The following is a 25,146-nucleotide window of genomic DNA, read 5'->3' as shown; positions in this document are numbered from 1 at the left end:
GGGTGTCGCGCGGGGCGGCGGGGTCCTCCCCGGCCGCCCCGCGCGACCATCACGGTCGCTCTGGTTCCTCGACCAGGTCGGCGGGGCCGATCGTGGCGGGGGTGGCGTGCCCGGACAGGGCGAGGGTGAGGTCCAGTTCGGCCAGCAGACAGCGGATCACGTGCTCCACGCCCGGCTGTCCGTCGAGGCCGAGCCCGTAGACGTACGGCCGTCCCACGAGGACCGCCCGCGCGCCGAGGGCGAGTGCCTTGAAGATGTCGTCGCCGGTGCGGACGCCGCTGTCGAACAGGACGGTCAGCCGGTCGCCGACGGCTTCGGCGACGCGGGGGAGCGCGTCCGCGGCGGCCACGGACCCCGCGACCTGGCGGCCCCCGTGGTTGGAGACGACGACCCCGTCCATCCCGGCGTCGGCGGCGAGCCGGGCGTCGTCGGGGTGCAGGATGCCCTTGAGCACGATCGGGCCGTCCCAGTTCGCCCGCAGGAACTCCAGATCCGGCCACGTCTTGGCCGGGTCCGCGAACATGCCCACGAAGTGCAGCACCGCCGCGTTCGGGTCCTCGTGCACCGGCTTGGCCAGGGCCGCCTGGAAGGCGGGGTCGGAGAAGTAGTTGGCGGTGCCGACGCCGTGCAGGAAGGGCAGGTACGCCTGGTCGAGATCGCGCGGGCGCCAGGCCAGCAACGGGGTGTCGAGGGTGACGACCAGCGCGGTGAACCCGGCGGCCTTGGCCCGGTTGAGGAAGCTGCGGGCCACCTCGACGTCTTTGGGCCAGTACAGCTGGAACCAGCGTTCGGCGTCCCCCATCGCCTCGCCGACCTGCTCCATCGGTGTGCTGGAGGCGGAGGAGAGGATGTACGGCACCCCTTGCGCGGCGGCGGCGCGGGCGGCGGCCGACTCGGCCTCCGGGTGCATGATCGACAGCACGCCGACCGGCGCCAGGGCCAGCGGGGCGGGCAGCGCCCGGCCCAGCACCTCGACCGACAGGTCCCGCTCGTGCACGTCCCGCAGCATGCGCGGCACGATCCGGCGCCGCTCCAGGGCCGCCCGGTTCGCGCGTGCGGTGCTGCCGTCGCCCGCGCTTCCGGCCACATAGCCGACCGGGCCGGGGCCGAGCCGCTGCTCGGTCAGTTCCTCCAGCCGGGTCAGATCGGTCGGCAGGCGCGGCACGGCACCTGACAGCCCGTTGAGATAGATCTCGTACTGGAAGTCCGCCCAGTGCTTGGCCATCCGTACGTCCCGCCTCTCGTGGTCGAGTACGCGCCGTGGTGACCATACTCGGCGGTATGCGCGGGGCCGGACACCGGCCGTCGTCTCAGGTCATGCGGCCGGGGGCGTGATGGCCGTCCTCTCGGCGGTCTCGTTCACTCGTCGTCCGTCGGCGCGTCCTCCGGTTCGGTGTCGGGCCCCTGCTCCCGTACCCGCTGGACGTGTTCGAGGGACTCGCGCAGCTCGGTGAGCCAGTCGTCGGTGTGGCGCTGCACCAGGCGTACGCACCAGGCGAGGGCGTCGCTGCGGCTGCGGGCGACCCCGCCGGCGACGAGGGTGTCGAGGACCTGCCGCTCGGGCTGGCGCAGCCGGGTCATGACGGGCGCGGCGACATGGGTGAACAGGGCACGCCTGCCGTCGCACTCCACGCCCCAGGACACCTTGCGGCGATAGCGGTGCTCCGCCTCGCGGGCCACCTCGATCCGGGCCTCGCGGGTCCGCTCCCGGAACTCCTGGATGCGGCCCTGTACCGCGGCCTCCCGCTCGGCGTCCGAGGCGTCCTCGGCGAGCCGGGGCGCGGGGATCCGGCCGATCACGGTGATCTCCTCGCGGTCGACCGTGACCTCGGCCGGCTCCTCGAAGAAGTCGTCCGGCAGGCGGCCGCTGAGCCAGCCGCGCAGATTCTCTCGCTGCTCGTTCGTAATCATGTAATGACGATTACTCGACGACTTCATGAACGCAAGAGGCTGCTGGGAAGTCAGCCGAGAGCTCAACCGGAATGTTTCAAGCCTATTAACGAAGCGATGGAAACCGGCCACTTGGCTGCTTCAGGCGATCAAGAACCGCTCAGTTGCGGGCCCGACCTGTTCGATTTCCGTGACTTCACGCCACTGATTCAACACGCAAGGTTACTGAATCGCATGGGGTCGAGGTGTGTTTCCGTCGCGGACTCGGCAGACTCGCGCTCGCCGGTTCCGGCACCACCCTTGAACGGTCCGGCTCACCCTCGAATCCTGCGGAAGGATGCACACGATGCGGAACACCGCGCGCTGGGCAGCGACCCTCGCCCTCACCGCCACCGCCGTCTGCGGACCCCTCACCGGGGCCGCTCTCGCCACGCCGGCCTCGCTGTACGCCCCCTCGGCCCTGGTCCTGACCGTCGCCCACGGCGACAGCGCCGCCGAGGCCACCCCGCTGCGGGCGGTGACCCTCAGCTGCGCGCCCACGCCCTCCGGCACCCACCCGGCCGCCGACCTGGCCTGCTCCGAACTGCGCGCCGCGGGCGGCCTCGAAGGACTGGCGCCGAGATCCGACGTGCTGTGCACCAAGCAGTACGACCCCGTCGTGGTCACCGCCGACGGTGTCTGGCAGGGCAAGCGCGTCTCCTACGAGCGCACCTTCTCCAACTCCTGCCTGAAGTACGCCTACGGAGCCGACGTCTTCGAGTTCTGAGAGACCGGCTGCCGAGAGACCGGGATCGCGTGGACCCCGTGGTCGACCTGAGCGGCTCGCGGATGGGGAGTGCGGGCACTCGCCGCGGGGCGACGACGATCTCGCCCCCGGGGGTCGGACGGGCGGAGTGGGGCCGCCCGCCGATCCCCGGGTCACCTCCGCCCCTCCCCGGACGTACCGGGGAGGGGCGGAAAGCGTCTGAGGAGCCCGGTCCCCGCCAGCAGTCTGCGGATGCGGGGCTGGTCGGAGACGACGCGCAGCCGTCCGCCGTGCTCCCTCGCCCGTGCCTCGGCCCGGCACAGCACACGCAGCCCCGAGCAGTCGAAGAACTCCACGTGCCGCAGATCCACCAGCACGTCCGGCCGCGCCCCGGCGGTCGCGGCGTCCAGATGCTCCCCGAGCGCCCCCGCCGTCGCCAGATCGATCTCGCCGACGGCCTCGACCACGGTGAACCGGCCCTCGAACCGGGTGCGGGCGTGGGAGTTCGCCGCGGGCACTGCGCCCGCACGGTCGTCCGCATCCGGGGTCATGGCCGCTCCACCTCGGCAAGGGGCCCATTCGGTCTCCGTAGTTACCCCGATGCGACGGCGAACATCCCTGGACGGCGGCACGCAAGAGCCGGTTCACCCGACCTGGTGAATTGAAGTGAAAGCGCTTGACTTTCCGATGTGTGGCTACGCGCGGTCGCGATGGCTGGTGTCGCACCACGGGAACCGGCGGCTCCGCCGGCAGGTGCACACGGCGACCCGGAAGCGGTCGGAGCGGACGATGCTGCCGTCCTCGAGTTCCACCTCGACCGGGCCCTCGACGAGCAGGGGGCCGCGGCGCTGGACCGTGAGGCGGCGCGCGCTGTCAGACGGGGAGTTCGGCACGGACGATCACCAGCTCTTCCTTCTCGTCGTCGGCGGTCAGCAGGCCCTGTCTGCGCAGCCAGCCGGCCCGCTGCCGCAGCACGGGACCGAACGGGATGAAGTGACGCTGCGTCACCGACGCCCGCATTCCCGCGTCCTGCAGATGGTCGAGGGTCCGCTCCGGGCCGCTGAGCGCGGAGTGGATCATCAGCAGGACACCGCCGGGTCGCAAGAGGTCCGGGGCCTCGCGGCAGATCCGGTCCAGGATGAGCCTGCCGTCCCCGCCCGCGTCCCAGGCGCGGGCCGCCCCGCGCGGCCGGGCGCGCTCGGCGGGCGCGGGCACGTAGGGCGGGTTGGACAGGATCAGGTTGAACCGCTGATCGCGCACCGGTGCGAACAGGTCCCCGCGCCGGATGCGCAGCGGCAGCCCCGCCATCCGGGCGTTCAGGCGTGCGGCGCACACCGCCCGCCACGACACGTCCACCGCGGTCACCCGCGTGCCGCGGCGCGCCGCGGCCAGGGCCAGGGCGCCGGTGCCGGTACCGACGTCGAGGACGTCCGCGCCCGGCGGCAACGGCTCTTCGAACAGGGCTTCGGTCAGCAGATCGGTGTCTTCCTGCGGGGAGTAGACACCCGGCGGTACCAGTGGATTCACCCGACCCCAGTACCCCGGCAATCAGTAAATATGGGAGATTTCGGAAAGATCCGAAGAGCGCAGGGAGGAACGGCCCGCCCGCCAGTCCTTGAGCAGCCGGGCGGCGAACCGGTCCTCGACATGGCCCGTCGCGTCGATGCCGAACACCACGTCCGGTGCCAGATGCGGCTGCTCCTCCAGCAGACCGCCGATGACCTCGTGCCGTACGACCTGCTCGTGGACGGCGTCGGCCTCCACGTGCTCGTCGTAGAAGTGCTCGGCGGCCGGCCCGGCCCCCGTGCGGCGCATCGCGTCGGCCAGCCGGCGCGAGCCCGGCGACGAGGTGATCTCGACGGCCGCGAAATGGCCGACCAGGGCGCCGCGCAGGGCCCGGTGCAAGCCGAAGAGGGACATCAGGTTGACCGTGGCGAGCATCTCCGCGCTCGCCGCGTCGACATAGCGGCCGTACGTCGTGTCCAGGCCCAGGTCCGTCATCAGGTTCGCGAAGAGTTGCGCGTGCAGCCGGTCGGCGCGGCCGCCGCCGAACTCGTCGAACTCCACCGCCGCCATGGCCGCCTTGGCGCGCCCGGTGAGCCGCGGCAGCACCCAGGCGTGCGGGTCGGCCTCCTTGAGGTGGTACAGCGAGCGATGGGTGGCGTACTCGCGAACCTGCCACAACTCGCCCTCCTCGCGCAGGAAGTGGCTGACACCGCTGCCCTCCACGGGCTCGACGAGCAGGTCGCCCAGCGCGTCCTCGACGGTGTCGTGCACCGTGGTGTCGGCGCGCAGGGTGGTCAGGAAGCGGTGCTCCAGCGCCGCCCGGGTGCGCAGCAGGTCGGTGTCCCACTCGCGCTCCGGGGAGACGCCCGCGAGACCCCGGTAGTGCAGTTCGTAACAGAGGTACAGGGCGAGCTGGAGGTCGTCCCCGTACGGGTCGGCGGCGGCGACGGTCTCGGGCCGGGGCAGTGGGCCGCTGTCCAGCAGATACCCCTGCACACCGGCCGAGACCGGCCCTCGGGGTGACGGGAACAACGGCCCTTCATGGTCGTACGACATGCCGGCCGGGTACCCCGGCAAGGCCGTCACCAACGTCTTCCGTCGGGCCGGGACAGCGTGCGACCAGCCGTGACGTCCGGTCTCACCTGCCCTCGGACTCCTCCTGCGCGTGCCGGTTGGGCGTGATGGCGTCGGCCGCCTGGCCCTCGTCGTCCCGCTTCTCGCCGGACACCTCGGCGTCCTCGGCCTCCCGCAGGACCTCTTCCAGGGCGGTCTTCGGCGGTCGCTCGGTGTTCTCGTGGTTCTCGGGCACGGTGGCTCCCTTTCTCTCAGTGGCCGACGGTGGCGATCCGCAGGGGCAGCGGCTCGGGGGCGGCGGGCGACTCGTCGAGCCGGTTGACCTCCGCCCACCAGCCCGGGCCGTCCTCGATGTGGCGCAGCATGACGCCCTCGCGGATCGCCCAGGGGCAGACGGTGACGGCGCTCAGGCCGGTCAGTTTCATGGCGGTGTGCCCGACCAGCGCGCCGGCCAGGCTCTGTGCGGCGCGCGGCGCGGAGATGCCGGGCAGCCGGGCGCGTTCGTTCGCGGGCAGTGCGGCCAGCCGGTCGACGGCCATCCGCAGGTCCGTGCGGCGCAGCTGCCGCTCCACGAACGGTCCGTGCCGCCCCGGGGCGGCACCGCACAACCGGCCCAGCTGCTGGAACGTCCGGGAGGTGGCCACCGCGGTGCGCGGGCCCTCCCAGCGGATCCGCGCCGCCACGTCCCGCAGCTGGTGGCGGACCTTGCGGCGCAGCGCCCGCAGCTGTTCCCGGGTGGGCGGGCCCTCGGTGGTGAAGAACTCGTGGGTCAGCCGGCCCGCGCCCAGGGGCAGCGAGGCCACGAAGTCCGGCATCCGGCCGCGCCCGAAGGCGACCTCGAGCGAGCCGCCGCCGATGTCCAGCAGCGCCAGTGGGCCCGAACGCCAGCCCATCCAGCGCCGCGCCCCGAGGAAGGTGAGCTCGGCCTCCAGCTCGCCGGGCAGCGTGCACAGCGGCACGCCGGTCCGGGAGCGGACGGCACGCAGGACCTCCAGGCGGTTCGGGGCGCTGCGCACCACGGCGGTCGCGAAGGCCAGCGGGCCGGCCGCGCCCCAGCGTGTGGCGGTCCGGCTCGCCTCGGTGACGGCACGGACGAGCAGTTCGACGTCCTCTTCCGGGATGTCGCACCCCGGCCGCACGTGCTCCGACAGCCGCAGTCGCCACTTGGCCGTGTGGACGGGCAGGGGTACCCCGCCATCGGCATCCGAAACCACCAGACGTACCGTGTTCGACCCCACATCCACCACGCTGATCCGCATGGGCCGGTGGGTACCCACTTCTGAGCGCGCCAACGCTCATCGCGCCCCAGGGCGCCGGTCCTGGCCGATAACCGCCGTCGCCGTGGCGCGCGAAGGGGCCGCCGTCTCCCTGCGGACGGCGGCCCCTGATGCCGAGCGGCTCTTGGCGGGTGCTCACATGTGGACGACCGGCGCGGCGTCCGGGTCCTGCTCCGGCACCCCGCGGCGGAAGAGCAGGAAGGCGATGACCGCGCCCGCGGCGAACATGACCGCCGACCACCAGAAGGCGGTGGTGTAGCTCTCGATCGTCGCCTGGGCCTGCACCAGCTTGCTGGTGGCGTCCCGGCCGGCCAGGTAGTCGGTCGCGGCGCCGGCGGCGAGCGTGTTCAGCAGGGCCGTACCGATCGAACCGCCCACCTGCTGCATGGCGTTGACCGTCGCGGAGGCGACGCCCGCGTCCTGGGCGGTCACCCCGCCGGTGGCCAGCTGCATGGAGGCCGGCATGACCAGACCCAGACCGATGCCGGTCACGATCAGCTGGGGGAGGACCGCGCTGACGTAGCTGGAGCCGTTGCCGATGCCGGTCAGCCAGGCCATGCCGGCCGCGGCGACGGCGAAGCCCAGCGGGACGGCCACCTTCGGCCCGATGCGCGGCAGCAGGACCGTGGTGCCGAGCTGCGCGGCCACCATCAGCGCACCCACCATCGGCAGGAACGCCACACCGGTCTTCGTCGGGCTGAAGCCGAGGTTGAGCTGCAGGTAGTAGGTGAGGAAGAGGAACACGCCGAACATGCCGCCGGCGGAGATCAGCACGGCGAGGAACGAGGCGGCCCGGTTGCGGTCGAGCAGGATGCGCATCGGCAGCAGCGGGTGCGCGGCCCGGGTCTGCCACCAGGCGAAGGCGGCCAGCAGCAGCCCGCCCGCGGTCAGGAAGCCCCAGGTGAGCGCCGAGCCCCAGTCGTGGGTCTCGGCGTTGGAGAAGCCGTAGACCAGCGAGAACAGGCCCGCGGCGACGAGGATCGTGCCGGGCACGTCCAGTTTGCCGTTCTCGGCGTCGCGGTGGTTGGTCAGCAGCATCCAGCCGCCCACGAAGGCGACGACGGCGATCAGTACGTTCACGTACAGCGTCCAGCGCCAGTCGAAGGCGTCGGTCAGCACACCGCCGAGGAGCAGGCCCACGGCACCGCCGGCGCCGGCGATGGCCCCGTACACGCTGAACGCCCGGGCGCGTTCCCGTGCGTCGGTGAAGGTCGTGTTCAGCAGGGACAGCGCGGCCGGCGCGAGCAGCGCGCCGAAGGCACCCTGCAGGGCGCGCGCGGTGACGAGCATGCCGAAGCCGTTGGCGGCTCCGCCGAGCGCGGAGACGGCGGCGAAGCCGACGACGCCGACCAGGAAGGCCGTCTTGCGTCCGAACAGGTCGGCTATGCGGCCGCCGAGCAGCAGCAGCGAGGCGAACGACAGGGCGTACGCGGTGACGATCCACTGCCGGTTGCCGTCGGAGAACCCGAGGTCGGCCTGGGCCGAGGGCAGGGCGATGTTCACGATGGTGGCGTCGAGCACCACCATGAGCTGCGCGATGGCGACGACGGCGAGGATCCACCATCTCTTCGCCGTGGGCGCGCCGGGCGCCTCGACGGCACCCGTGCGGGTGCCGTCGGTGAGGGTCTTCTGGGTCATGGGGGAACCACTCCAGGGAAGCCGTTCGGGATGCGGAAGCACAAAACCACGGAACGAAACGGTTTCGTACAGATACAGCTTAGACCGCGTTCCAGCGAAACGGCAACGTTTCGCTAGGTGTGGTGTCGGTCTCTTCCGGGCCGTGCCACGTTGTCCCAGGAGGACTGATCACATGGCCGCCGCGCTCACCGGTACCTGCCCGACCCTGGACGACGGCCGCCGGGCCGTCCGCTTCGCCCGCACCTACGACCTGCCCGTCGAGCGGGTCTGGCAGTTCGTCACCGACGCCGGGGAACTCGCCCACTGGTTCCCCTCCCGCGCCGAGATCGACCCGCGCCCCGGCGGCACGATCACCTTCGGCCCGGACCCGGACATGCCGGAGTCCACCGGCCGGGTGCTCGGCCTGGACGAACCGCGCCACCTGTCCTTCGACTGGGGCGGCGACGAACTCCGCTTCGACCTGGAGGCACTGGACGAGGGGCGCACCCGCTTCACCCTGACGAACATCCTGCGGGCCGCCGACACCGCCGCCCGCAACGCCGCCGGCTGGGAGGTCTGCCTGGCCGCACTCGACGCACGCGCGCGCGGCGAGCGGTCCGAACAACCGCACGCCGGACCGAGCGCGCTGTGGAAGGAGTACTACGACGCCTACGTCGAGGCCGGCGTGCCCTCCGGGGCCCCCGTTCCCAGCATGGACTGACCGCTCCTCACGCCATCTGGCGCCGCACCAGCTCGTGCAGCCGCCCGCCCGTGTCCGCCAGCAGCAGCGCCGGCGGGCCCTGCTGGGCGACCTTGCCGTCCTCCATGACGATCACGCGGTCGGCGTCGAGGACGGTCGACAGACGGTGGGCGATGACGATCCGCGTGGCGTTGAGGGCCTTGGTCGACTCGATCACCGTGCGCTGGGTCTCGTTGTCCAGAGCGCTGGTCGCCTCGTCGAAGAACAGGATCCGCGGCCGGCGGATCAGCGCCTGGGCGATCATCAGGCGCTGGCGCTGGCCGCCGGAGACGGCACCGCTGCCCGAGACGATCGTGTGCAGTCCCATGGGCATCCGCTTGATGTCCTCGGCCAGCCCCGCCATCTCGGCCGCCGCCATCGCCTCCTCCGGCGTGTACGGCTCGGTGCCGCAGATGACGTCCAGGATGGAACCGGTGAACGGCTGCGCGTGCTGCAGCACCACACCGCACTGGCGGCGCACCGCCGACTGGTCCAGCGCGGCCAGGTCCTGGCCGTCGTACAGGACACTGCCCGAGACCGGCTTGTCGAAGCCGATCAGCAGCCTGAGCAGTGTGGACTTGCCGCAGCCGCTGGGGCCGACGATCGCCACGAACTCGCCCGCGCCCACCTCGAAGGACACGTCGTCCAGGACCAGCGGACCGTCGTCGGCGTACCGGAAGGACAGCCGGCGCGCCTCGATCGCCCCCGACAGCGGGCCCGGCCGAGTGCTCCCCGTGCGCACCTCCGGCGTCGCCTCCAGCACCGGCTTGATCTCCTCGAACAGGGGCAGCGCGGCCACCGCGGAGACGAACGCGCCGGTCAGCTGGGTGACCGACGTCAGCAGCATGGTGACGGAGGTGTTGAAGGTGAGGAAGCTCGCCGCCGACATCGAACCGCGCGCCGGGCCGGCCAGCAGCATGAACATCAGCAGCGTGCACAGAGGCAGGTACACCGCGCCCATGACCGTCGTGAGGTTCTTGATGCGGCCGACCTTCTGCTGCAGTTCACGGCTGCGCGCGAACTCCGACGCCCAGGCCGCGTAGGCGTAGTTCTCGGCCGCCGCCACCCGCAGCTTCGGCAGGCCGCGCAGCGTCTGGAACGCCTGGTTGTTGAGCTTGTTGCCGAGCACCACCAGCTTGCGCTGCCAGCGCACCTGCCACAGGCCGAGCCCCAGGAACGCGCCCGCGATGACGACGAGCATGCCGATCGCCGCCAGCGCCATCGACGGGCTGTACCAGAACAGCAGCCCCAGGTTCATCGCACCGACCGTCACCGACTGGGCGACGACCGGCCCGATGCCCGCCATCATGCGGCGCATCGCGCTGATGCCCATCGCCGCGCTCGCCAGCTCACCGGTGGAACGCTCGGTGAAGAACTTCGTGGGCAGCCTCAACAGCCGGTCCCAGACGGCAGGTTGCAGGGTGGCCTCGATACGGCCCTCCAGCCGCAGGATGGTGAGGTTCTCCAGCAGCATGAAGGCCGCCGCCACCAGGCTCGTCACCATCACCGCCAGACAGACCTGCCCGATCAGGTTCGTCTGGGCCCTCGGCACGAACTCGCCCAGCACCTTGCCGGTCGCGACCGGCACCAGCGCGCCGATGGCGACCGTCACCAGGCCACTGAGGAGCAGGTTCACCAGGTCGCTTCTGGTGCCCCGCATGCTGAACCGCAGGAGCCGCAGCGGGCTCAGCGTCCGGTCCGGCAACGGCCGGTAGAACATCACCGCGCGCGGCTCGAACTCCTCGGCGTTGGCCTTCTCGACCGGGGTCTCCCGGCCGGTCGCCGGATGCACGGCCACATAGCCGCCACGTCGCCACAGCAGCGCGACCGGGGCGCCCGACAGGGCCCGGTGACCGACGAGCGGGCCGACGTCGTCCCGCCACCAGGCACCGTCCAGGCGCACCGCCCGGGTCCGCACGCGGGACGCGATCGCCACCTGTTCCACCGGGTCGAGCCGGTCGCTGCCCGTGCCCGCCTGCGTGCGGTCGGCCAGCTGGATGCCGGCCGCCTCCGCCACGAGCTTGCAGGCCGCGTACGTCGCGTCGGCGTCGGCGGCGGTCGTGCGCTTCGACGAGGACTTGCCGATGGAGGCCAGCAGCGTCCGGTCGGCCTGGGCGCGGACCGCCTCACCGGCTCTGATGCCGGCAGCGGTGCGCGTCTCGTGGGTCCGCTCCAGCTGCTCGATCCAGCGGTCCAGCGTGGTCAGCAGCCGGTACTGCTGGTCGACCATGCTCTGCCAGACCGCCGGGTCCATCAGCAGGTCGGCGGCGGCCTCGGCGCCGTACAGGGAGCCGTACTGGACGCTGCCGGGCGGCACCTGCATCCAGAAGACGTCGTCGTCGGTGATGTCCGCGGCCCGCTCCGTCGCCATCGGGGCCTGGAAGAGGACGGACAGGCTGCGGCCGACGCCGAGGGCCAGGGCGTACTCCAGCGGGCTCGTCGTCGGCGGCACGTACTGGGGGTTGCCGTACTCGTCGTAGGACCAGGTCTGGGTGTCGGCCGTCTGGTACAGCTCGCGCAGGCCGATGCGGTGCACCACGCAGTCGCGCAACGGCCGTGCCACCAGCGTGTGCTGCGGTCCGGCGACGGGTCCCAGGAGCAGTGAGCCCGCCTCCAGCCGGCCGAGGTGGTGCCAGTGGCCCTGCTGCACGGCGTCCACCGCGAACAGGTCCAGGCTGCCGGCCGCGACCAGCCACAGCACCTGCGGGCCCTCCAGGTCCAACCGGGTCAGCCCCGAGCAGTCGACCGGCGTGCCCATGGACCCCAGAGCGCCGAGGACGAGGTCGCCTTCGTGTGCCGTCGTCATCTCATCGCTCCCTGACCAGCGCCGCGTACGCGCCGCCGCGTGCCACCAGGTCCTCGTGTCGCCCGCGTTCCACGATCGTGCCGTGCTGCAGGACGACGATCTCGTCGCTGTCGCGGACGGTGCTGAGCCGGTGCGCGATCACGACGCACGCGCAGCCGCGCCGGCGTAGGTTGTCCATGACGACCTGCTCGGTCTCCGCGTCCAGCGCGCTGGTCACCTCGTCCAGCACCAGGATGCTCGGCCTGCGCACCAACGCCCGTGCGATCTCCAGCCGTTGGCGCTGACCGCCGGAGAAGTTGCGGCCGTCCTGCTCGACCTTGCTGTGGATGCCGCCGGGGCGGCGCAGCACGACGTCGTAGAGGGCGGCGTCCCGCAGCGCGTCCACCACCGCGTCGTCCGGGATCGAGGGGTCCCACAGCGCCACGTTGTCGCGCACCGACCCCTCGAACAGGAAGACCTCCTGGTCCACGAAGGAGACGGAGGCGGCCAGCGCCCCGCGCGGGATGTCGTCCAGGCGCTGCCCGTCGATGCGGATCACGCCCTCCCACGGCGTGTACAGGCCCGAGATCAGCCGGGAGACCGTGGACTTGCCGCTGCCTGAGCCGCCGACCAGGGCGACCTGCTGGCCGGGGCCGACGGTCAGGTCGAAGCCGGTGAGCAGGGGCTTGTCCAGCGGGTTGTAGCCGAAGGTGATGTTCTGCAGCTCGACGTGCCCGTGCAGCCGGCGCGTGGAGTCACCGGCACCGGGGCGCCCGTAGAGCGGGTCGGCCTGGAAGTTCTCGACGTCCTTCAGCCGGGCCACGTCGGCCGCGAAGTCCTGGATGCGGCCCGCCACGCCGTTGAGCCGGGTGATCGGCGCGGTGAAGCGGGTGACCAGCGACTGGAAGGCCACCAGCAGGCCCACCGAGATGCCGCCCTCGACCGCGCGCATACCGCCGATCCACAGGATCACCGCGCTGTTGAGCGAGGCCAGCGTCGGCGCGACCACGCCCAGCCAGGCGCTCGGCGCACCGAGGCGCTGCTGCTCCTCCAGCGTGGTGGCGTGCTGCCCGGCCCACTTGCGGAAGTAGCCGTCCTCGCCGCCGGTCGCCTTCATCGTCTCGATCAACTGCAGCCCGGTGTACGCCGTGTTGGTCAGACGGGCGCTGTCGGCGCGCAGCTTCGCCGTGCGGGTGGCGCGCAGCCGGATCACCACGCGCATGGCGACGATGTTGAGCAGGGCGACGCCGATGCCGACGAAGGTGAGCTGGGGGTCGTACGTGTAGAGGAGTACGGCGTAGAGGACCACGACCACCGCGTCCACACCCGCCGCCGCGAGGTCGCGGGCCAGCGTCTCGGCGACCTGGTCGTTGGACTGCAGCCGCTGCACCAGGTCGGCCGGGCTGCGCTGGGCGAAGAACGTCACCGGCAGCCGCAGCAGATGGCGCAGGAAGCGGGCGCTGGAGAGGGTGGAGGAGATGATGCGGCCGCGCAGCAGGTTCGCCTGCTGCAGCCAGGTCAGCATCACGGTGAGCAGCACGCACGCGCCCATGGACGCGAACAGCACGCCCAGCAGCGAGGTCTGACCGCCGATCAGGAACATGTCGATGTAGGTGCGGCTGAGCGCGGGCACCGCGGCGCCGACCAGCACCAGCAGCAGGCTCGCCAGCACCGCGGCCGGCATCGTGCCCGCCGTGCCGCGCAGCCGGGCCGGCATCGCGCCCAGCACGCCGGGCTTGCGGCCGCCCTTGGCGAAGCCCTCGCCGGGCTCCATCACCAGCACCACACCGGTGAAGCTGCCGTCGAAGTCCTCCATGGGCACGAAACGGCGGCCCTTGCCGGGGTCGTTGATGAACACTCCGCGCCGGCCGAAGCGTCGGCCCATGCCGTCGTAGACGACGTAGTGGTTGAACTCCCAGAACAGCACGGCCGGCGTCTTGACCTCGGCGAGGGCGGCCGTGTCCATCTGCATGCCCTTGGCCGTCAGGCCGTAACTGCGGGCCGCCTTCAGCAGGTTGCTCGCCCGCGAGCCGTCCCGCGAGACGCCGCAGGCGATGCGCAGCTCCTCCAGCGGGACGTGCCTGCCGTAGTGGCCGAGCACCATGGCCAGGGAGGCGGCGCCGCACTCGACGGCCTCCATCTGCAGCACCGTCGGGGTGCGGACCGTCTTCGCCTTCCCCGTGGGGACCGGACGCTTGGGCGGGGCGGCGCGGCGTCTGCTCCGCGTCTCCTGGGTGGTACTCACGGCAGCAGCCAATCGACGGGACGCTGGTCGGCCAGCCGGATGGAGCCCGAGGCCGTCGTCATGGAGGTCAGGGCGAAGGGCGGCCCGTCCTTGGACGACCACTGGTAGCCGCTCTTCGTGGTGGACGACGTGTCCAGCTTCACCGTCACGGCCACCGGGCGCCCCTTCCTGGTGAACTGCTCGCCCAGCTGGCTGTCGCCGAGGAACGCGGCGATCTGCTGGGCGGATTCGGCGGAGCGGTCGACCGACTTCACATGCCCGCGCAGCACGCCGAACTCCTGCGTGGGCACGGAGGAGACGGTGAGGTCGACGGCGGCGTGGTCCGGTATGGAGGCCGCGTTCTCGGCGGGCACGTACACGGTGGCGTACAAGGGGTCCGAGGCGTGCGCGACCTTCTCGACCGCGGCGACGTTGGCCCCGGTCTGGATGATCTGCCCGATGGTGGCGGCGAGGCCGGTGATGCGGCCCGCTGCGACCGTGCGGACGACGGAGTCGCCCCGGGCGGTACGGACCTTCAGGACGGGGGCGCCGGCCGGCAGCCGCTCGCCCTGCTTGGCGAGAACCGCCGTGACCTGGCCCGCGACCGGGCTCTGCAGGATGTAACTGCCCTCGCCGTGCGTGAGGATGGCGGGCGCGCTGACCGTGGAGGCCACCGAGCCGGTCACCGCCCACACCGAGGCGGCGGCCACCGCGGCCACGGTCACGGAGAGGACCAGCCAGCCCTGGGGGCGGGCGAAGCGCACCGGAAGGTCGAGCTCCTCCGGCGACTGCAGCTTGGCGAGGGCCTGTTGGCGGAACTGCACGGGATTTCCCTCACCTGGTAACGAGGAAGGACCGGCTCGCGCGAGCCGGCTGGTTCAGGGCATCGGGAAGCCCCGGAGCCGACAAGAGGCTCCGGGACTCAACGATCACAAAGGGTGCGATCAGAGACCGGCGACCAGGTTGGTGACCGGGGCGGTGTTCAGACCGGTGACACCCTCGACGGTGCCGACAGCCGTGTCGACCAGGCCGGAAACCGGGGCGACGCCGTCCACCAGGCCGGTGACGGTGCCGAGGGCGTTCACGGCCAGGCCGCCGGAGACGTTGTCGAGCTCGGCGTCGGAGATCTCGACGGTCTCAACCTGGGGGGTGGAGTTCATGATGGAACTTCCCTTCATATGGATATTCACAAGGGGGGAGCGGCCCCCTCTGGGGGACAGAGCGGCACCGCGACCGCAGGCACCCGGGCTCCGTCTCCGAAGCCCCGCGGCCCCCGCAGTGCGATGGATCAAAGCACGCTCCCGGTCCGCCCTTCCAATCAACCACCGGTCTCACCAGGCAACTTGCGTCGCTGCGGTACCGACGCGTGCAGGACTCTGCACGCGTCGGTGGCAGCTTCTTCACATGCGTCACGGCATCGGCTCGTCCGAGCGCTTGCTGATCGTCGTGCGAATCCGACACTCCCGCCGCAATGGCGTGGGGGCGTCCGGCCGCCTGTGCAGAACTCTCGGCCCCCGTGACTTCGTTGAGTATTCAATGTGCAGATTCTCAGGAGCCGGGATTGGGAGCGGCGATCACGACGGACCGTCGCCGACCGGCTGCGGAGCGTATCGGAATGGTCGAGGCGCGTGTGCGTGCACGGGAGCCTGTCAGCCCAGCAGCGCGTAGACCGTGCTAGCCGTCGCCGCCACCGCCCCCGAGCTCTCCTCGGTCATCGTGATGTTCGCGAACGCCATGCGGCGGCCCAGCTTGGTGACCACCGCCTCGATCAGGACATCCGATCCGGTCACCGCGCGCTGGAACGACGTCGACTGCTGAACCGTCGTCATGGGCCCGTACCCGCCACGCGCCGCCGACACCGCGATCACGGTCGCCGTGTCCGCGGCCGCCATCAGCGCCTGCCCCGACAGTCCGCCGCCCTCCCGCGCCAGCCGGTCCGACCAGGGAAGACGCAGGGTCGCCCGGTCCTCGCCCACCGCCTCCACCGCGAGGCCCAGTTCGAGAATCCAAGGGGCGAAGCAGGCGGAGAGGATCGTGTCGCCTTCGGCGGTCGTCATCGTCATATGGGCGATTGTTCCCCGAGCCGCCGCGCCGGACCCGGGTCATGGCCGATTCCGCTCCGGGCAAAGCGAGTTGGCAAACGGAATTGAACGCACCGCGCGGCCCCTGCGTACCAACAGCCATCCAGGCGCCCAGAACGACAACAGCTGCCGAACGGCGGCACAGACTCCGGTCCCCCAGGAGGTCGAGAAGTTTGAGTCACAAGCGAATCCCGAAGCGCAAGGCCGCTATCGCGGCAGGCGGTGTCGTGGCGCTCGGCGCGGCGGCCATCCTGCTGCCGAACGCCAACGCCTCCCAGGACGGCTCGTCGGCCGGCGCCGCCCCCAAGACCCTGAAGGCCGCGGACGCCTCGGATCTCGCCGCCCAGCTCCAGAACGTGCTCGGCCAGGCCTTCGCCGGTTCCTACTACGACTCCGCCGCGCAGCAGCTCGTCGTGAACGTCGTGCCCGGCGACAACAACAAGGTGGTCGTCGAGGCGAAGAAGGCCGGTGCGAAGGTCCGTGAGGTCAAGAACAGCCTCGCGGCGCTGAAGTCGGGTGCCCAGACCCTGAAGGCCAAGGCGACCATACCGGGCACGGCCTGGGCGATGGATCCGAAGACCAACAAGCTGGCGGTCACCGCGGACTCCACCGTCACCGGCGCCGCATGGAACAGACTGACCTCGACGGTCAAGAGCCTCGGCGCCGACATGGCGACGGTGAAGCGCTCCTCGGGCACCTTCAAGACCCTCGTGTCCGGCGGCGACGCCATCTTCGCCCAGGCACAGGGCGGCACGGTCCGCTGCTCCCTCGGCTTCAACGTCAAGGCCAGTGACGGCAGTCCGGCGTTCCTGACCGCCGGTCACTGCGGTGTGGCCGCCAAGCAGTGGTCCGACTCCGAGACCGGCCAGCCCATCGCCACGGTCGACCAGGCCACCTTCCCCGGCGCCGGTGACTTCTCCTTGGTCAAGTACGACGACCCGAACACCCAGGCGGCCAGCGAGGTCAACGTCGGCAACGGGCAGACCGTCCAGATCACCGCCGCCGCCGACGCCACCGTCGGTGAGACGGTCTTCCGGATGGGCAGCACCACCGGTCTGCACAACGGCCAGGTCACCGGTCTGGACGCCACGGTCAACTTCCAGAGCGAGACCGACCCCAACGGAGTCGACACCGTCACCGGCCTCATCCAGACCAACGTCTGCGCCGAGGCGGGCGACAGCGGCGGCTCCCTGTTCACCCAGGACGGCAGCGCGGTCGGCATGACCTCGGGCGGCAGCGGCGACTGCACCGCGGGCGGCGAGACCTTCTTCCAGCCGGTGACCGCGGCCCTGCAGGCCACGGGCGCCACGCTGGGCGACGGCGGCGCGGGTGCGGGTGCGGGCGCGGGCGACCAGGGCGGCTCGGCCGACCCGTCGGCCTCCGCGAGCGACGCCGCGGGCGCCGGTGACCAGGCCGGCGGCGGCGACGCGGTGGGCGGCGGCGCCGACCCGTCGGCGAGCGCGACCGACGGCACGGGCGACCAGTCCGGCGCGGGCGTGGGCGACCAGTCCGGTGCCGGGGACCAGTCCGGCGTCGGCGACCAGTCGGGTGCGGGCACCGGTGACCAGTCCGGTGCCGGTGCGCAGGACAACGGCTCGTCCTCGCTCTCGCAGACCCACTGATCGGCCTCACGCGCGGTTCCGGTCGACAGTGGACGGTCCGGCCCTCCGGCGGGAGGGCCGGACCGCGTCGTGTCCGCCACCGCTTTCGGTCAATGTCGGCCGGCCGCGCCGAACGGCGCCGCACCAGACCCCTCCGCCCCCGCACATCCACCGGGACATGCGCCGACATGTGCCCGGTGGGCATGCCCCTCGCTTCCCCGCGCGGCCGGGCGACAGACCGAGGCGAACCCGATGCGCCCGCCGGCAGCCCGACCCGCCCGGGCCGGCACGGGGGAAGCGGAGTCCTCGCCGCCGCATCCGGGCCCGTACGCGGGCATGCGTGACCGCCCTGCGGCGGCGAGCCGCGAGTACCCGTCCGCCTCGGACCCATGCCACCCCAACCGATGCGCGTCGCAGCGTGCGGGCGCCTCGCGTGCGCCCCCGCGCAACCCGATGGCCGGTTCTTCGCGCCCGCGGGTGATGACGGGCGCCAACAATGGGCACGCGCTCAACACCATGGAACCGGCGTACGTGAATCGAGGGGGCGGGGAGTGATCCGGGTACTTCTGGTGCACGACGAGTGTCTGGTGCGGTCGGTCCTGGCGGAGTGGCTCCGCCGGGAACCCGATCTGCGGGTGGAGGACACGCCGTGGGGGAGCGCACCGGGCAGGGCGAGGGCGATGCGGCCCGACGTCTGCGCGGTGGACCTGGAATGCGCGGACGCCTACGGCATGCCGCCACTGGGCGAGCTGTGCCCGCGCACCCCGGGCCTGGTCCCACCGAGACTTCTGGTGCTTGCCGGTGCGAACAGGCCGGGCCTGCTGAAGCGCGCGCTGGAGGCGGGGGCGCTCGGCTACGTCGGCAAAGAGGGCTCGCCCGAGCACCTCGTGCGCGGCATCCGGCGCGTTGCGGAGGGAAAACGTTTCGTCGACGACTCGCTCGGTTTCGGTTTCCTCAAGGCCGCCGAAATGCCGCTGACGCGCCGCGAGTTGAGCGTTTTATCGCTGGCGGCGGAGGGAGCCTCCGTCGCCGAGATCGCCGGAAGCCTGCACCTGTCCAACGGGACGGTGCGCAACTACATGGCGGCCATCACCCGTAAGACCGGGGCGCGCAACCGCATCGACGCCATCCGTATCTCGCAGGGCGAGGGCTGGCTCTGAGCGGGGGGCCGACACCGGAGTCCAGCTGCCGACCAGATCCCGGTACAGCGGCGAGACGTCCAGCAGTTCGCGGTGCGTCCCGCAGGGCCGTGCCCGTGCCGTCCATCACCAGGACCCGGTCCGCCCTCCGGGCGGAGCTGATGCGGTGGGCGACGACGACCAGCGTGCCGCCGGGCCGGGCCGCGAAGGCCTGCTCGGCGCGTTCCTCGGTCCTCGGGTCGAGATGGCAGGTCGCCTCGTCGAGGAGGGCGAGCGGGGCGTGCGCCAGGTAGGCCCGGGTCAGCGCGACGAGCTGCCGCTCACCCGCCGACAGCGCCGCCGGGTCCACGACGGCACCCGGCCCGCCGAGCCGTTCGAGCAGCGGGCCCATGCCGACCGCCTCCGCCGCGGCGAGCAGCTCCGCCTCCGGCACGGGGTCCGCCCGGAAGTGGCCCAGGTTGTCGGCGACGGTGCCGGTGAAGACGTACGCCTCCTGCGGGATCAGCACGCGCCGTGCCGCTGCTGCCGGTGAGGGCACCGGCTCCCCGCACACCTCGATGCGGCCTCTCGCGGGCCGCAGCAGCCCCGCGACCAGGGCCGTCAGCGTGGACTTGCCGATCCCGCTGGGACCGACGACGGCCAGATGCGACCCGGGCGGAAGGACGAGGCCGAACTCCTCGACGACGGGAGCGGAGGCGGGCCCGTAGGCGAAGGTGACGCCGGACAGGGAGAGGGCGGGGGGAGCGGCCGTCGCCTCTCGCGGGGCTGCGCCCTTGGGGCGCCGGGCGGCCGGTTCTGGTTCCGGTTCTGGTTCGGGTTCTGGTTCCGGTTCGGGTTCGGGTTCGGGTTCCGGCAGGGTGACCTCTCCACCCGGCGCGTCATCGGTGCCCGCCGACGTCAGGCGGCGCAGCACCACCGTCAGGCGGGAGCCGCTGGTGCCGAGGCCGTGGACGAGGTTGTGGAGGGCGGGCAGAAGCGACTGGGTGACGTAGGCGAGGGCGCCGACCAGGGCACCGGTGGTCACGCCGCGGGCCAGCAGCCAGGGGGCGGCGGCCAGCAGCAGGACGAGGGGAAGCTGTCCGCCGACGGCGAGGGACGCCACGCGCAGTACGCTCCAGCGGGCCAGGGAGCGGGCCGCGCCGAACTCGGCGTCGACGAGGCGGCCGGTGTCGGCGGCGATCTGCTCCTCCGCCCCGGTCGCCGTGACGTCCCGGAGCCCCGGGCACACGGTCCCGAGCCGGTCGGCCAGCGCCTCGTCGGCCACCAGGAACGCCTCCTGCCGGCGGGCCAGCGGCCGCAGCGTCGCCGCGAACAGGGCCACGCCGGCCACCAGCGGCGGTCCGACGACGAGCAGCAGGAGCGGGGCGAGCGAGAACAGTCCGACCAGCGCCCCGGCCGCGGTGAACACGAACGACCGCGAGACCATCACCAGCCCGGCGAAGGTGTCCCGCGCGATCTCCACCTGCTGGGTCAGCCCGGACAGCGCCCCGCGGTCGGCCTCCCGCACCCCCCGCCGGACCACGCCCTCCACCAGCCGGTCCCGCAGGGGCTCCACCAGGGCGGCGACGGCCGCGTACACCCGCGCGGTGCCGTACGCGCCCAGGACCACGCCGATGCCGGCCACCCCGAGCCAGGCCAGTCCGACCCCGGCCCGCCCGGCCAGGAACCCCTCGTCGAGCGCGCGCGCCGGGGCGTACCCGGTCAGGAAGGTCTGCCCGGTCTCCAGCACGGACCAGCAGGCGAGCCGCACGACGATTCGCCACCGGGCCCGCAGGAAACGCGTCCCCCGCGACCGGACCCCGGCGCTCATGCCGTGCCCCCGGCCGAGTGGGCCTCGTTCACGGTCTCACCGCTCCCGTCGCCGAACACCGCCCGGTACTCCGCCTCGCGCCACAGCTCCGCGTGCGGCCCGACCGCCCGCACCCGTCCCCCGTCCAGCCATGCCACCGCGTCCGCGCGGGCCGCCGTCGCCGCCCGGTGGGCGATCAGCAGGCGGGTGCCGCCCGAGCCGTGGGCCGACAGTGCCTGTGCGATGCGGGCCTCGGTCACCGTGTCGAGGCTGGAGAGCGCGTCGTCGAGAACGAGCAGCCGACCGCCGTGGGCGAACGCCCGTGCCAGGCCCAGGCGTTGGGACTCACCGCCGGAGCGCGGGGCGTCGGCGCACCGGGTGCCGTACCCCTGCGGCAGGCGGCGGACGAACTCGTCGGCGTGAGCCGTACGGGCCGCCTCGCGGACGCGTGCGGAGGAGGGGGAGGACCGGCCGAGGGCGATGGCGTCCTCGATGGTGCTGCCGAGGAGGGCGGGGCGTTCGAAGGCGTACCCGACGGCACGGCGCAGCTCGTCGTGGGACAGCTCGCGCAGCGGGACGCCGTCGAGGAGGACTTCCCCGGCATCGGGGTCGGTCAGCCGGCCGGCGAGGGCGGCGAGCAGCGACTTGCCGCTGCCGGAGCCGCCGACGACGGCGAGGGTCGTGCCACCGGGGACGACGAGGTTGAGGCCGACGAGGACGGTGCGCTCGCCCCGGCGCGCCGTCACGGCGCGGAACTCCAGCCTGCCGGGCCCGGCGGGCAGCCGGCGGTCGCCGTGGACCGGGGGCGCCTGCGTCAGCACCTCGGCGAGGCGGTCGGTGGCGGCACGGGCGCGGGCCAGGCTCGCGAACTGGCCGACCAGGACGCCCACACCGGTCGCCAGTACCGCGTACCGGGACGCCGCGAGCACCTCGCCGACGGTGAGCCGGTGCCGCAGGAGCAGCACACCGGCGACGGCGACCACGCCGAGCTGCAGCAGCGGCGCGACGGCGGAGGCCTGCCCGGCGGCCCGGCCCTGCACCCGCCACATGCGGTGACCGGCGCGGGACAGCTCCGGCAAGGGGCGCAGGATCCGCGCCGTCTCCTTGTCCGCCGTACCCGCCGCCCGGACGGTGCGGTGACCGTCCACCGCCTCCGACAGGGCGCCCGCGATACGCCCCTGCACCCGCTGGTAGTCCGCCACGCACCGGGTGGTGTCCCGGGCGAACGCGCGCAGCAGCAAGGTCAGTACGGGAGCGCCGGCGAGCAGGACGGCCGCCAGCCACGGGTCCACCAGCGCGAGCGCCACCACACCTCCCACGGGACCGGCGAAGGCGGCGAGCAGCGCGGCCCGCGCGGCCGGGGCCGTACCGGACTGCGCGGCGTTGCCGACGAGGCGGGCGATGAGGTCGCCCGGCCCGAACCGGTCGGTGGCGCGGGGGCCCAGGGCGAGCACATGGCCGGTCAGCCGGCGCCGCAGCCACGCCGTCGTGCGGGCGTCGACGGTGCCGGTGAGCACCGTGTCCATTGAGTCGAGCAGGGCGATCAGCAGGATCAGCGCAGCGCAGCACAGCACCCAGCGGGTCGCCGGGGCGTGGGCGAGCAGCAGGTCGAGAGTGCGGCCCAGCGCGGCGGGCAGCAGCAGGCCCGCTCCGGTGGAGGCCGCGCTCACCAGGCACAGGGTCACGCAGCGGGCCCGGCTGTGCCGGGTGGCGAGCCGCGTCAGCGGCGGTGCTTGTCCGGGGGCGACACCAGTCGTCATACGGCCGCGGCCTCGCATCCAGTCTCGAAGGGGCGGCAACGGACCACGGGCGGCCCCTCCCTGGTGGGAGCGGACCGCCCGGGGCCGTGTGCGCACGGTGTTCAGAGCGTCAGAGACAGAGCAGAACGCTCGCGGCGCTGATGCAGGAGAGCAGGCTGGCCGTGCTGGCGCCGCCACCGCCCGTGTGCTCGTCGGATTCCATGGTCTGCAGGTCGAGCAGTGCCATTTCTTTTCCCTTTCCTTCTCTGTCCACCCGTGGGGACGGGGTTGGGTCACGACTCCGTCAGATTGCGGAGCCGCGTCATGTGGGCCGCCGTGGCGGCGGGAGGAACGGCAGGTGGGCGGTGCCCGAGGCGGCCGCGTCGAGCGCGAGCAGACAGCCCGCCGTTCCGGTCGAGAGGTCCATGGAGAGCCGCATCATCTGGTGCCCGGGGAAGGCCAGTTGGCCCTCGTACGCCATCGCGTACCAGCCGAGTGCGGCGATCTGTTCGGTCAACTGCCGCCTGGTCACGCTCGGTTCGGTGGTGCGGGCCAGGTGCAGGATCATTCCGGCGCGGCCCTGGAACAGACCGGGCTGGGCGTAGAAGCGGGAGGTGGCGGCGGTGACGATGCCCGCCCGCGCCTTCTCGAACTCCGGGTCCGAGGCATGCGCGAGGTAGTCGTCGAGCACCATGCCGATGCCGGCACTGCCGTCGCCGAGGTAGGGCAGGGTCCGCCAGCCCTCGTCGACCTCCAGTCCGCCACCGCTGCGCTGGACGACGCAGCAGTCCAGGTCGCGGCGGAGGGCGGCGCCGGCCGCGTCGAGGAACCGTTCGTCGCCGGTCCACTCGTACTGCCGCAGCAGGAACAGCGCGGGCCCGCTCGCGCCCCGCAGCAGCCCGGCCCGGCGCCGTGCGCGCGTCTCGGGCAGCGGTTCGGCCAGCCGTCCCGCAAGGATGTCCGCGGCCTCGGCCGCCCGCTCGCGCAGCTCCGGCTCACCCGTGGACTCGGCCAGCCGACCGAGGACCAGGCCCAGCCCGGCCAGTCCGCCGTTGAGGTCGGAGGACAGCCGCTGCCACTTCTCGGCCAGGATGCCCTCGACCAGATCGAGGGCCCGCTGCCGGTGGCCGAGGAGGTCCAGGACGTGGGCGACGCCGGCGAGACCGTCGTAGAGCCCGAGCGGGGTGCCCGCGGGCGCCGGGTCCGTGTGGGCCAGCAGCCAGCGCTCGCCCTGCTCGAAGCGCTCCGCGCCCGTGGCGGCGAGCGTGTACAGCACGCCGGCCGCGCCGTGGGCGAGACCGAGTCCGCCGCCGTCGGAGAACTGGGCGATGTCGCCCGGGAAGAGCCGGTCGTCGCGGTCCGGGGTGGCCGAGGCGAGGATCGCCTTGACCATCGAGTCCCGGCTGTGCGGCCAGTCGTCGGGCCGTACGAAGGCCGGCGCCTCGACACCCCGTGTGATCTCGGCGACCGCCTCGTCCAGGAACGCGCGCGGCACGTCCGGGAACTGCTCGGCGATCACCTCGGCGAGGTGGGCCGCCTTGCCCCGGTCGACCACGAACAGCGTCGTCACGGGAAGGAACAGGGCGAGGCGCAGACAGGCCAGGGCGTACCGGTCGACGTCGGCTCCGGTGCGGTCGGGCGGCGCGAAGAAGCCGGGGTGGGCCACGACCTGGCGGCCGCCCTCCTCGACCGGCGCCGCCGCCTCGAAGTCGATCAGGAAGACCGACTCCTCGTCCGGCGCGACCATGATGTTGAACACGTGCAGGTCGTTGAAGACGATTCCGCGCTCGTGCACCGCCTCCACCGCGCGCTCCACGGCCCCGTGGATGCGCACCGCCCACCGCGTGTAGGCGGCCACGGCGTCCGGATCGGGGTCGGACGACAGCAGCGGATGGCGTTCGGCGAAGAAGGAGTTCAGGGGGCGTCCCTCGACGAAGTCCATGACCAGGAACCGGTGGTCGCCCAGCGTGAACCAGTCCCGCACCTCCGGCACCACACCGGTCCCCGCCACCTGCTCCAGAGCCCGCTTCTCCCGCTCCAGCCGGGTGATCGCGTCGGCCCCGTCGGAGGCCAGCCCCGCGTGCGGCCGCCCCTCCTTCAGAACGACCTTGCGCCCGCTGCGGGTGTCGGTGCCCGCGTACACCCCGCCGCCGTTGGAGAAGTGCAGCGCCTTCTCGATCCGGTAGGGCAGGTCGCCCACGGTCGTGGTGTTGCGGGCCTGGAGATGCGGCTGGAGGAAGTCAGGCAGGGTCACCCAGTCGGGCACCTGGAAGGACGGCGCCCGCCGGTCGGGCACCAGCCGGCCCCCGCCGTCGCGCACCGCCGGCACCAGGGAGCCGCGCTCGTCGACGGTGAAGGCGCGGGCGAAGGCGCCGTAGCGGACGTAGAGCGGGCCGTCGTACCAGCGCAGGTCGGTGAGGATGTACGGCCCCTCGAAGCCCTTCAGCAGCTCGCCCAGCTCGCGCAGCACCAGGTGCAGCTGCTCCTCGTCGGCCGGGTAGACGGTGACGAACTTGCCGCTGTTGTCGCGGCCCGCGTACTTGGTGTTGCGCAGGTGCAGCAGATGCGGGGCCGGCACGAACTTGAACGGGATGCGGCGCGGCACGCAGTAGTCCCACACGATCGCGGCGATCCGCTCGGCGTTCGCCCGGGTGGCGGAGGCGTGGATCTTCCAGCCCTGCGAGGGGCCGGCCACCACGCTGCCGTCCGCCTCGAGCGGCGTCAGCGTCAGCCAGTCGCCGATCCGCGCCGCGTCCCAGCCCTCGGGCACCGCCCGGCGCGCCGTGTCGAACTCCGGTGCGGACCGCTCACCGCTCGCCGAGAGCCGGTCCGGCGTCTCGTAGAAGTGTCTGTCCGCCAGCGCGTACACCTCGTACCGCTTGTCCATCGAACCCCCTCCGTGGCCCGCCATCGAGACTTCCAGCCGGGCGGGGCCCCGGA

General features: G+C 72.6%; 22 protein-coding genes. 4 read left to right on the top strand and 18 right to left on the bottom strand.

Features of this window, described 5'->3' with window-relative positions:
• Positions 1 to 49: 49 nt before the first annotated feature.
• Together LN251_RS40245 and LN251_RS40240 are read right to left on the bottom strand one after the other, a co-directional pair.
• Positions 50 to 1,225 carry a lactate 2-monooxygenase gene (locus LN251_RS40245; RefSeq protein WP_458249088.1) on the bottom strand — a complete coding sequence of 392 codons (1,176 nt, stop codon included), beginning with the start codon at positions 1,223 to 1,225 and terminating at the stop codon, positions 50 to 52.
• Positions 1,226 to 1,359: 134 nt separating this feature from the next.
• Complete coding sequence (locus LN251_RS40240) at positions 1,360 to 1,911, bottom strand: hypothetical protein (protein WP_458249087.1); 552 nt, start codon at positions 1,909 to 1,911, stop codon at positions 1,360 to 1,362.
• 325 nt (positions 1,912 to 2,236) lie between these two features.
• Between LN251_RS40240 and LN251_RS40235 the strand changes: the two genes are divergently transcribed.
• Positions 2,237 to 2,656, top strand: coding sequence for a subtilase-type protease inhibitor (locus LN251_RS40235; protein ID WP_458249086.1), 420 nt, complete (start codon positions 2,237 to 2,239; stop codon positions 2,654 to 2,656).
• A 152-nt stretch (positions 2,657 to 2,808) separates the two neighbouring features.
• On the opposite strand, the gene LN251_RS40230 is transcribed toward LN251_RS40235, so the two are convergent.
• The 7 genes from LN251_RS40230 to LN251_RS40200 all read right to left on the bottom strand — a co-directional run bounded on the left by LN251_RS40230 (position 2,809) and on the right by LN251_RS40200 (position 8,130).
• Positions 2,809 to 3,186, bottom strand: coding sequence for an STAS domain-containing protein (locus LN251_RS40230; RefSeq protein WP_458249085.1), 378 nt, complete (start codon positions 3,184 to 3,186; stop codon positions 2,809 to 2,811).
• Between the two features lie 144 nt (positions 3,187 to 3,330).
• Positions 3,331 to 3,528, bottom strand: coding sequence for a CDGSH iron-sulfur domain-containing protein (locus tag LN251_RS40225; protein ID WP_458249084.1), 198 nt, complete (start codon positions 3,526 to 3,528; stop codon positions 3,331 to 3,333).
• Positions 3,509 to 4,183: a HemK2/MTQ2 family protein methyltransferase gene (locus LN251_RS40220; RefSeq protein ID WP_458249083.1), complete on the bottom strand. Its 675-nt coding sequence runs from the start codon at positions 4,181 to 4,183 to the stop codon at positions 3,509 to 3,511. Before LN251_RS40220 ends, LN251_RS40225 begins: the two co-directional genes overlap by 20 nt.
• On the bottom strand, positions 4,184 to 5,197 hold the full coding sequence (locus LN251_RS40215) for an iron-containing redox enzyme family protein (protein ID WP_458249082.1): 1,014 nt from the start codon (positions 5,195 to 5,197) through the stop codon (positions 4,184 to 4,186).
• Positions 5,198 to 5,279: 82 nt separating this feature from the next.
• Positions 5,280 to 5,450: a hypothetical protein gene (locus LN251_RS40210; RefSeq protein ID WP_458249081.1), complete on the bottom strand. Its 171-nt coding sequence runs from the start codon at positions 5,448 to 5,450 to the stop codon at positions 5,280 to 5,282.
• Positions 5,451 to 5,466: 16 nt separating this feature from the next.
• On the bottom strand, positions 5,467 to 6,474 hold the full coding sequence (locus tag LN251_RS40205) for a Ppx/GppA phosphatase family protein (protein ID WP_458249080.1): 1,008 nt from the start codon (positions 6,472 to 6,474) through the stop codon (positions 5,467 to 5,469).
• A gap of 153 nt (positions 6,475 to 6,627) precedes the next feature.
• Positions 6,628 to 8,130, bottom strand: a complete 1,503-nt coding sequence (locus tag LN251_RS40200; protein WP_458249079.1) for an MFS transporter — start codon at positions 8,128 to 8,130, stop codon at positions 6,628 to 6,630.
• Positions 8,131 to 8,302: 172 nt separating this feature from the next.
• On the opposite strand from LN251_RS40200, the gene LN251_RS40195 reads away from it, so the two are divergent.
• Positions 8,303 to 8,830, top strand: coding sequence for an SRPBCC family protein (locus LN251_RS40195; RefSeq protein WP_458249078.1), 528 nt, complete (start codon positions 8,303 to 8,305; stop codon positions 8,828 to 8,830).
• 7 nt (positions 8,831 to 8,837) lie between these two features.
• Here the strand turns inward: LN251_RS40195 and LN251_RS40190 are convergent, their stop codons facing one another.
• The 5 genes from LN251_RS40190 to LN251_RS40170 all read right to left on the bottom strand — a co-directional run bounded on the left by LN251_RS40190 (position 8,838) and on the right by LN251_RS40170 (position 15,920).
• Complete coding sequence (locus tag LN251_RS40190; RefSeq protein WP_458249077.1) at positions 8,838 to 11,654, bottom strand: NHLP bacteriocin export ABC transporter permease/ATPase subunit; 2,817 nt, start codon at positions 11,652 to 11,654, stop codon at positions 8,838 to 8,840.
• A gap of 1 nt (position 11,655) precedes the next feature.
• A complete protein-coding gene (locus tag LN251_RS40185; protein WP_458249076.1) occupies positions 11,656 to 13,878 on the bottom strand; it encodes an NHLP family bacteriocin export ABC transporter peptidase/permease/ATPase subunit in 2,223 nt (740 codons plus the stop codon).
• The gene (locus LN251_RS40180) at positions 13,875 to 14,681 is read right to left on the bottom strand and encodes an HlyD family efflux transporter periplasmic adaptor subunit (protein WP_458249075.1); all 807 of its coding nucleotides are present in this window, start codon (positions 14,679 to 14,681) and stop codon (positions 13,875 to 13,877) included. The genes LN251_RS40185 and LN251_RS40180 overlap by 4 nt, the downstream gene beginning before the upstream one ends.
• Positions 14,682 to 14,801: 120 nt before the next feature.
• A complete protein-coding gene (locus LN251_RS40175; protein ID WP_058921350.1) occupies positions 14,802 to 15,017 on the bottom strand; it encodes a hypothetical protein in 216 nt (71 codons plus the stop codon).
• A gap of 489 nt (positions 15,018 to 15,506) precedes the next feature.
• The gene (locus tag LN251_RS40170) at positions 15,507 to 15,920 is read right to left on the bottom strand and encodes a PaaI family thioesterase (RefSeq protein ID WP_458249074.1); all 414 of its coding nucleotides are present in this window, start codon (positions 15,918 to 15,920) and stop codon (positions 15,507 to 15,509) included.
• A 191-nt stretch (positions 15,921 to 16,111) separates the two neighbouring features.
• Here LN251_RS40170 and LN251_RS40165 point away from each other — a divergent pair, with 191 nt between their 5' ends.
• Complete coding sequence (locus LN251_RS40165) at positions 16,112 to 17,560, top strand: S1 family peptidase (protein ID WP_458249073.1); 1,449 nt, start codon at positions 16,112 to 16,114, stop codon at positions 17,558 to 17,560.
• A gap of 530 nt (positions 17,561 to 18,090) precedes the next feature.
• Positions 18,091 to 18,699 (top strand): LuxR C-terminal-related transcriptional regulator, encoded by a 609-nt coding sequence (locus LN251_RS40160; RefSeq protein WP_458249072.1) that lies wholly within the window; start codon positions 18,091 to 18,093, stop codon positions 18,697 to 18,699.
• On the opposite strand, the gene LN251_RS40155 is transcribed toward LN251_RS40160, so the two are convergent.
• The 4 genes from LN251_RS40155 to lanKC all read right to left on the bottom strand — a co-directional run bounded on the left by LN251_RS40155 (position 18,629) and on the right by lanKC (position 25,093).
• Positions 18,629 to 20,488 carry an ATP-binding cassette domain-containing protein gene (locus tag LN251_RS40155; RefSeq protein ID WP_458249071.1) on the bottom strand — a complete coding sequence of 620 codons (1,860 nt, stop codon included), beginning with the start codon at positions 20,486 to 20,488 and terminating at the stop codon, positions 18,629 to 18,631. The two genes, LN251_RS40160 and LN251_RS40155, sit on opposite strands and share 71 nt — an antisense overlap.
• Positions 20,485 to 22,227: an ABC transporter ATP-binding protein gene (locus LN251_RS40150; RefSeq protein WP_458249070.1), complete on the bottom strand. Its 1,743-nt coding sequence runs from the start codon at positions 22,225 to 22,227 to the stop codon at positions 20,485 to 20,487. The genes LN251_RS40155 and LN251_RS40150 overlap by 4 nt, the downstream gene beginning before the upstream one ends.
• A 109-nt stretch (positions 22,228 to 22,336) precedes the next feature.
• The gene (locus tag LN251_RS40145; protein WP_030937754.1) at positions 22,337 to 22,453 is read right to left on the bottom strand and encodes a SapB/AmfS family lanthipeptide; all 117 of its coding nucleotides are present in this window, start codon (positions 22,451 to 22,453) and stop codon (positions 22,337 to 22,339) included.
• A gap of 75 nt (positions 22,454 to 22,528) precedes the next feature.
• On the bottom strand, positions 22,529 to 25,093 hold the full coding sequence (lanKC, locus tag LN251_RS40140) for a class III lanthionine synthetase LanKC (protein WP_458249531.1): 2,565 nt from the start codon (positions 25,091 to 25,093) through the stop codon (positions 22,529 to 22,531).
• Between the last annotated feature and the right edge of the window lie 53 nt (positions 25,094 to 25,146).

The organism is Streptomyces sp. MAI_2237 (assembly GCF_054189285.1).
This window is presented reverse-complemented; position numbering and strand designations above follow the sequence as displayed.

What these genes read in the sequence shown, in the direction of transcription:
- LN251_RS40215 (WP_458249082.1), bottom strand. Translation starts at nt 5,197, where the DNA reads ATGTCGTACGACCATGAAGGGCCGTTGTTCCCGTCACCCCGAGGGCCG.
- LN251_RS40205 (WP_458249080.1), bottom strand. Translation starts at nt 6,474, where the DNA reads ATGCGGATCAGCGTGGTGGATGTGGGGTCGAACACGGTACGTCTGGTG.
- LN251_RS40150 (WP_458249070.1), bottom strand. Translation starts at nt 22,227, where the DNA reads ATGACGACTGGTGTCGCCCCCGGACAAGCACCGCCGCTGACGCGGCTC.
- LN251_RS40235 (WP_458249086.1), top strand. Translation starts at nt 2,237, where the DNA reads ATGCGGAACACCGCGCGCTGGGCAGCGACCCTCGCCCTCACCGCCACC.
- LN251_RS40240 (WP_458249087.1), bottom strand. Translation starts at nt 1,911, where the DNA reads ATGATTACGAACGAGCAGCGAGAGAATCTGCGCGGCTGGCTCAGCGGC.
- LN251_RS40245 (WP_458249088.1), bottom strand. Translation starts at nt 1,225, where the DNA reads ATGGCCAAGCACTGGGCGGACTTCCAGTACGAGATCTATCTCAACGGG.
- lanKC (WP_458249531.1), bottom strand. Translation starts at nt 25,093, where the DNA reads ATGGACAAGCGGTACGAGGTGTACGCGCTGGCGGACAGACACTTCTAC.
- LN251_RS40230 (WP_458249085.1), bottom strand. Translation starts at nt 3,186, where the DNA reads ATGACCCCGGATGCGGACGACCGTGCGGGCGCAGTGCCCGCGGCGAAC.
- LN251_RS40155 (WP_458249071.1), bottom strand. Translation starts at nt 20,488, where the DNA reads ATGAGCGCCGGGGTCCGGTCGCGGGGGACGCGTTTCCTGCGGGCCCGG.
- LN251_RS40175 (WP_058921350.1), bottom strand. Translation starts at nt 15,017, where the DNA reads ATGAACTCCACCCCCCAGGTTGAGACCGTCGAGATCTCCGACGCCGAG.
- LN251_RS40145 (WP_030937754.1), bottom strand. Translation starts at nt 22,453, where the DNA reads ATGGCACTGCTCGACCTGCAGACCATGGAATCCGACGAGCACACGGGC.
- LN251_RS40190 (WP_458249077.1), bottom strand. Translation starts at nt 11,654, where the DNA reads ATGACGACGGCACACGAAGGCGACCTCGTCCTCGGCGCTCTGGGGTCC.
- LN251_RS40200 (WP_458249079.1), bottom strand. Translation starts at nt 8,130, where the DNA reads ATGACCCAGAAGACCCTCACCGACGGCACCCGCACGGGTGCCGTCGAG.
- LN251_RS40170 (WP_458249074.1), bottom strand. Translation starts at nt 15,920, where the DNA reads ATGACGATGACGACCGCCGAAGGCGACACGATCCTCTCCGCCTGCTTC.
- LN251_RS40195 (WP_458249078.1), top strand. Translation starts at nt 8,303, where the DNA reads ATGGCCGCCGCGCTCACCGGTACCTGCCCGACCCTGGACGACGGCCGC.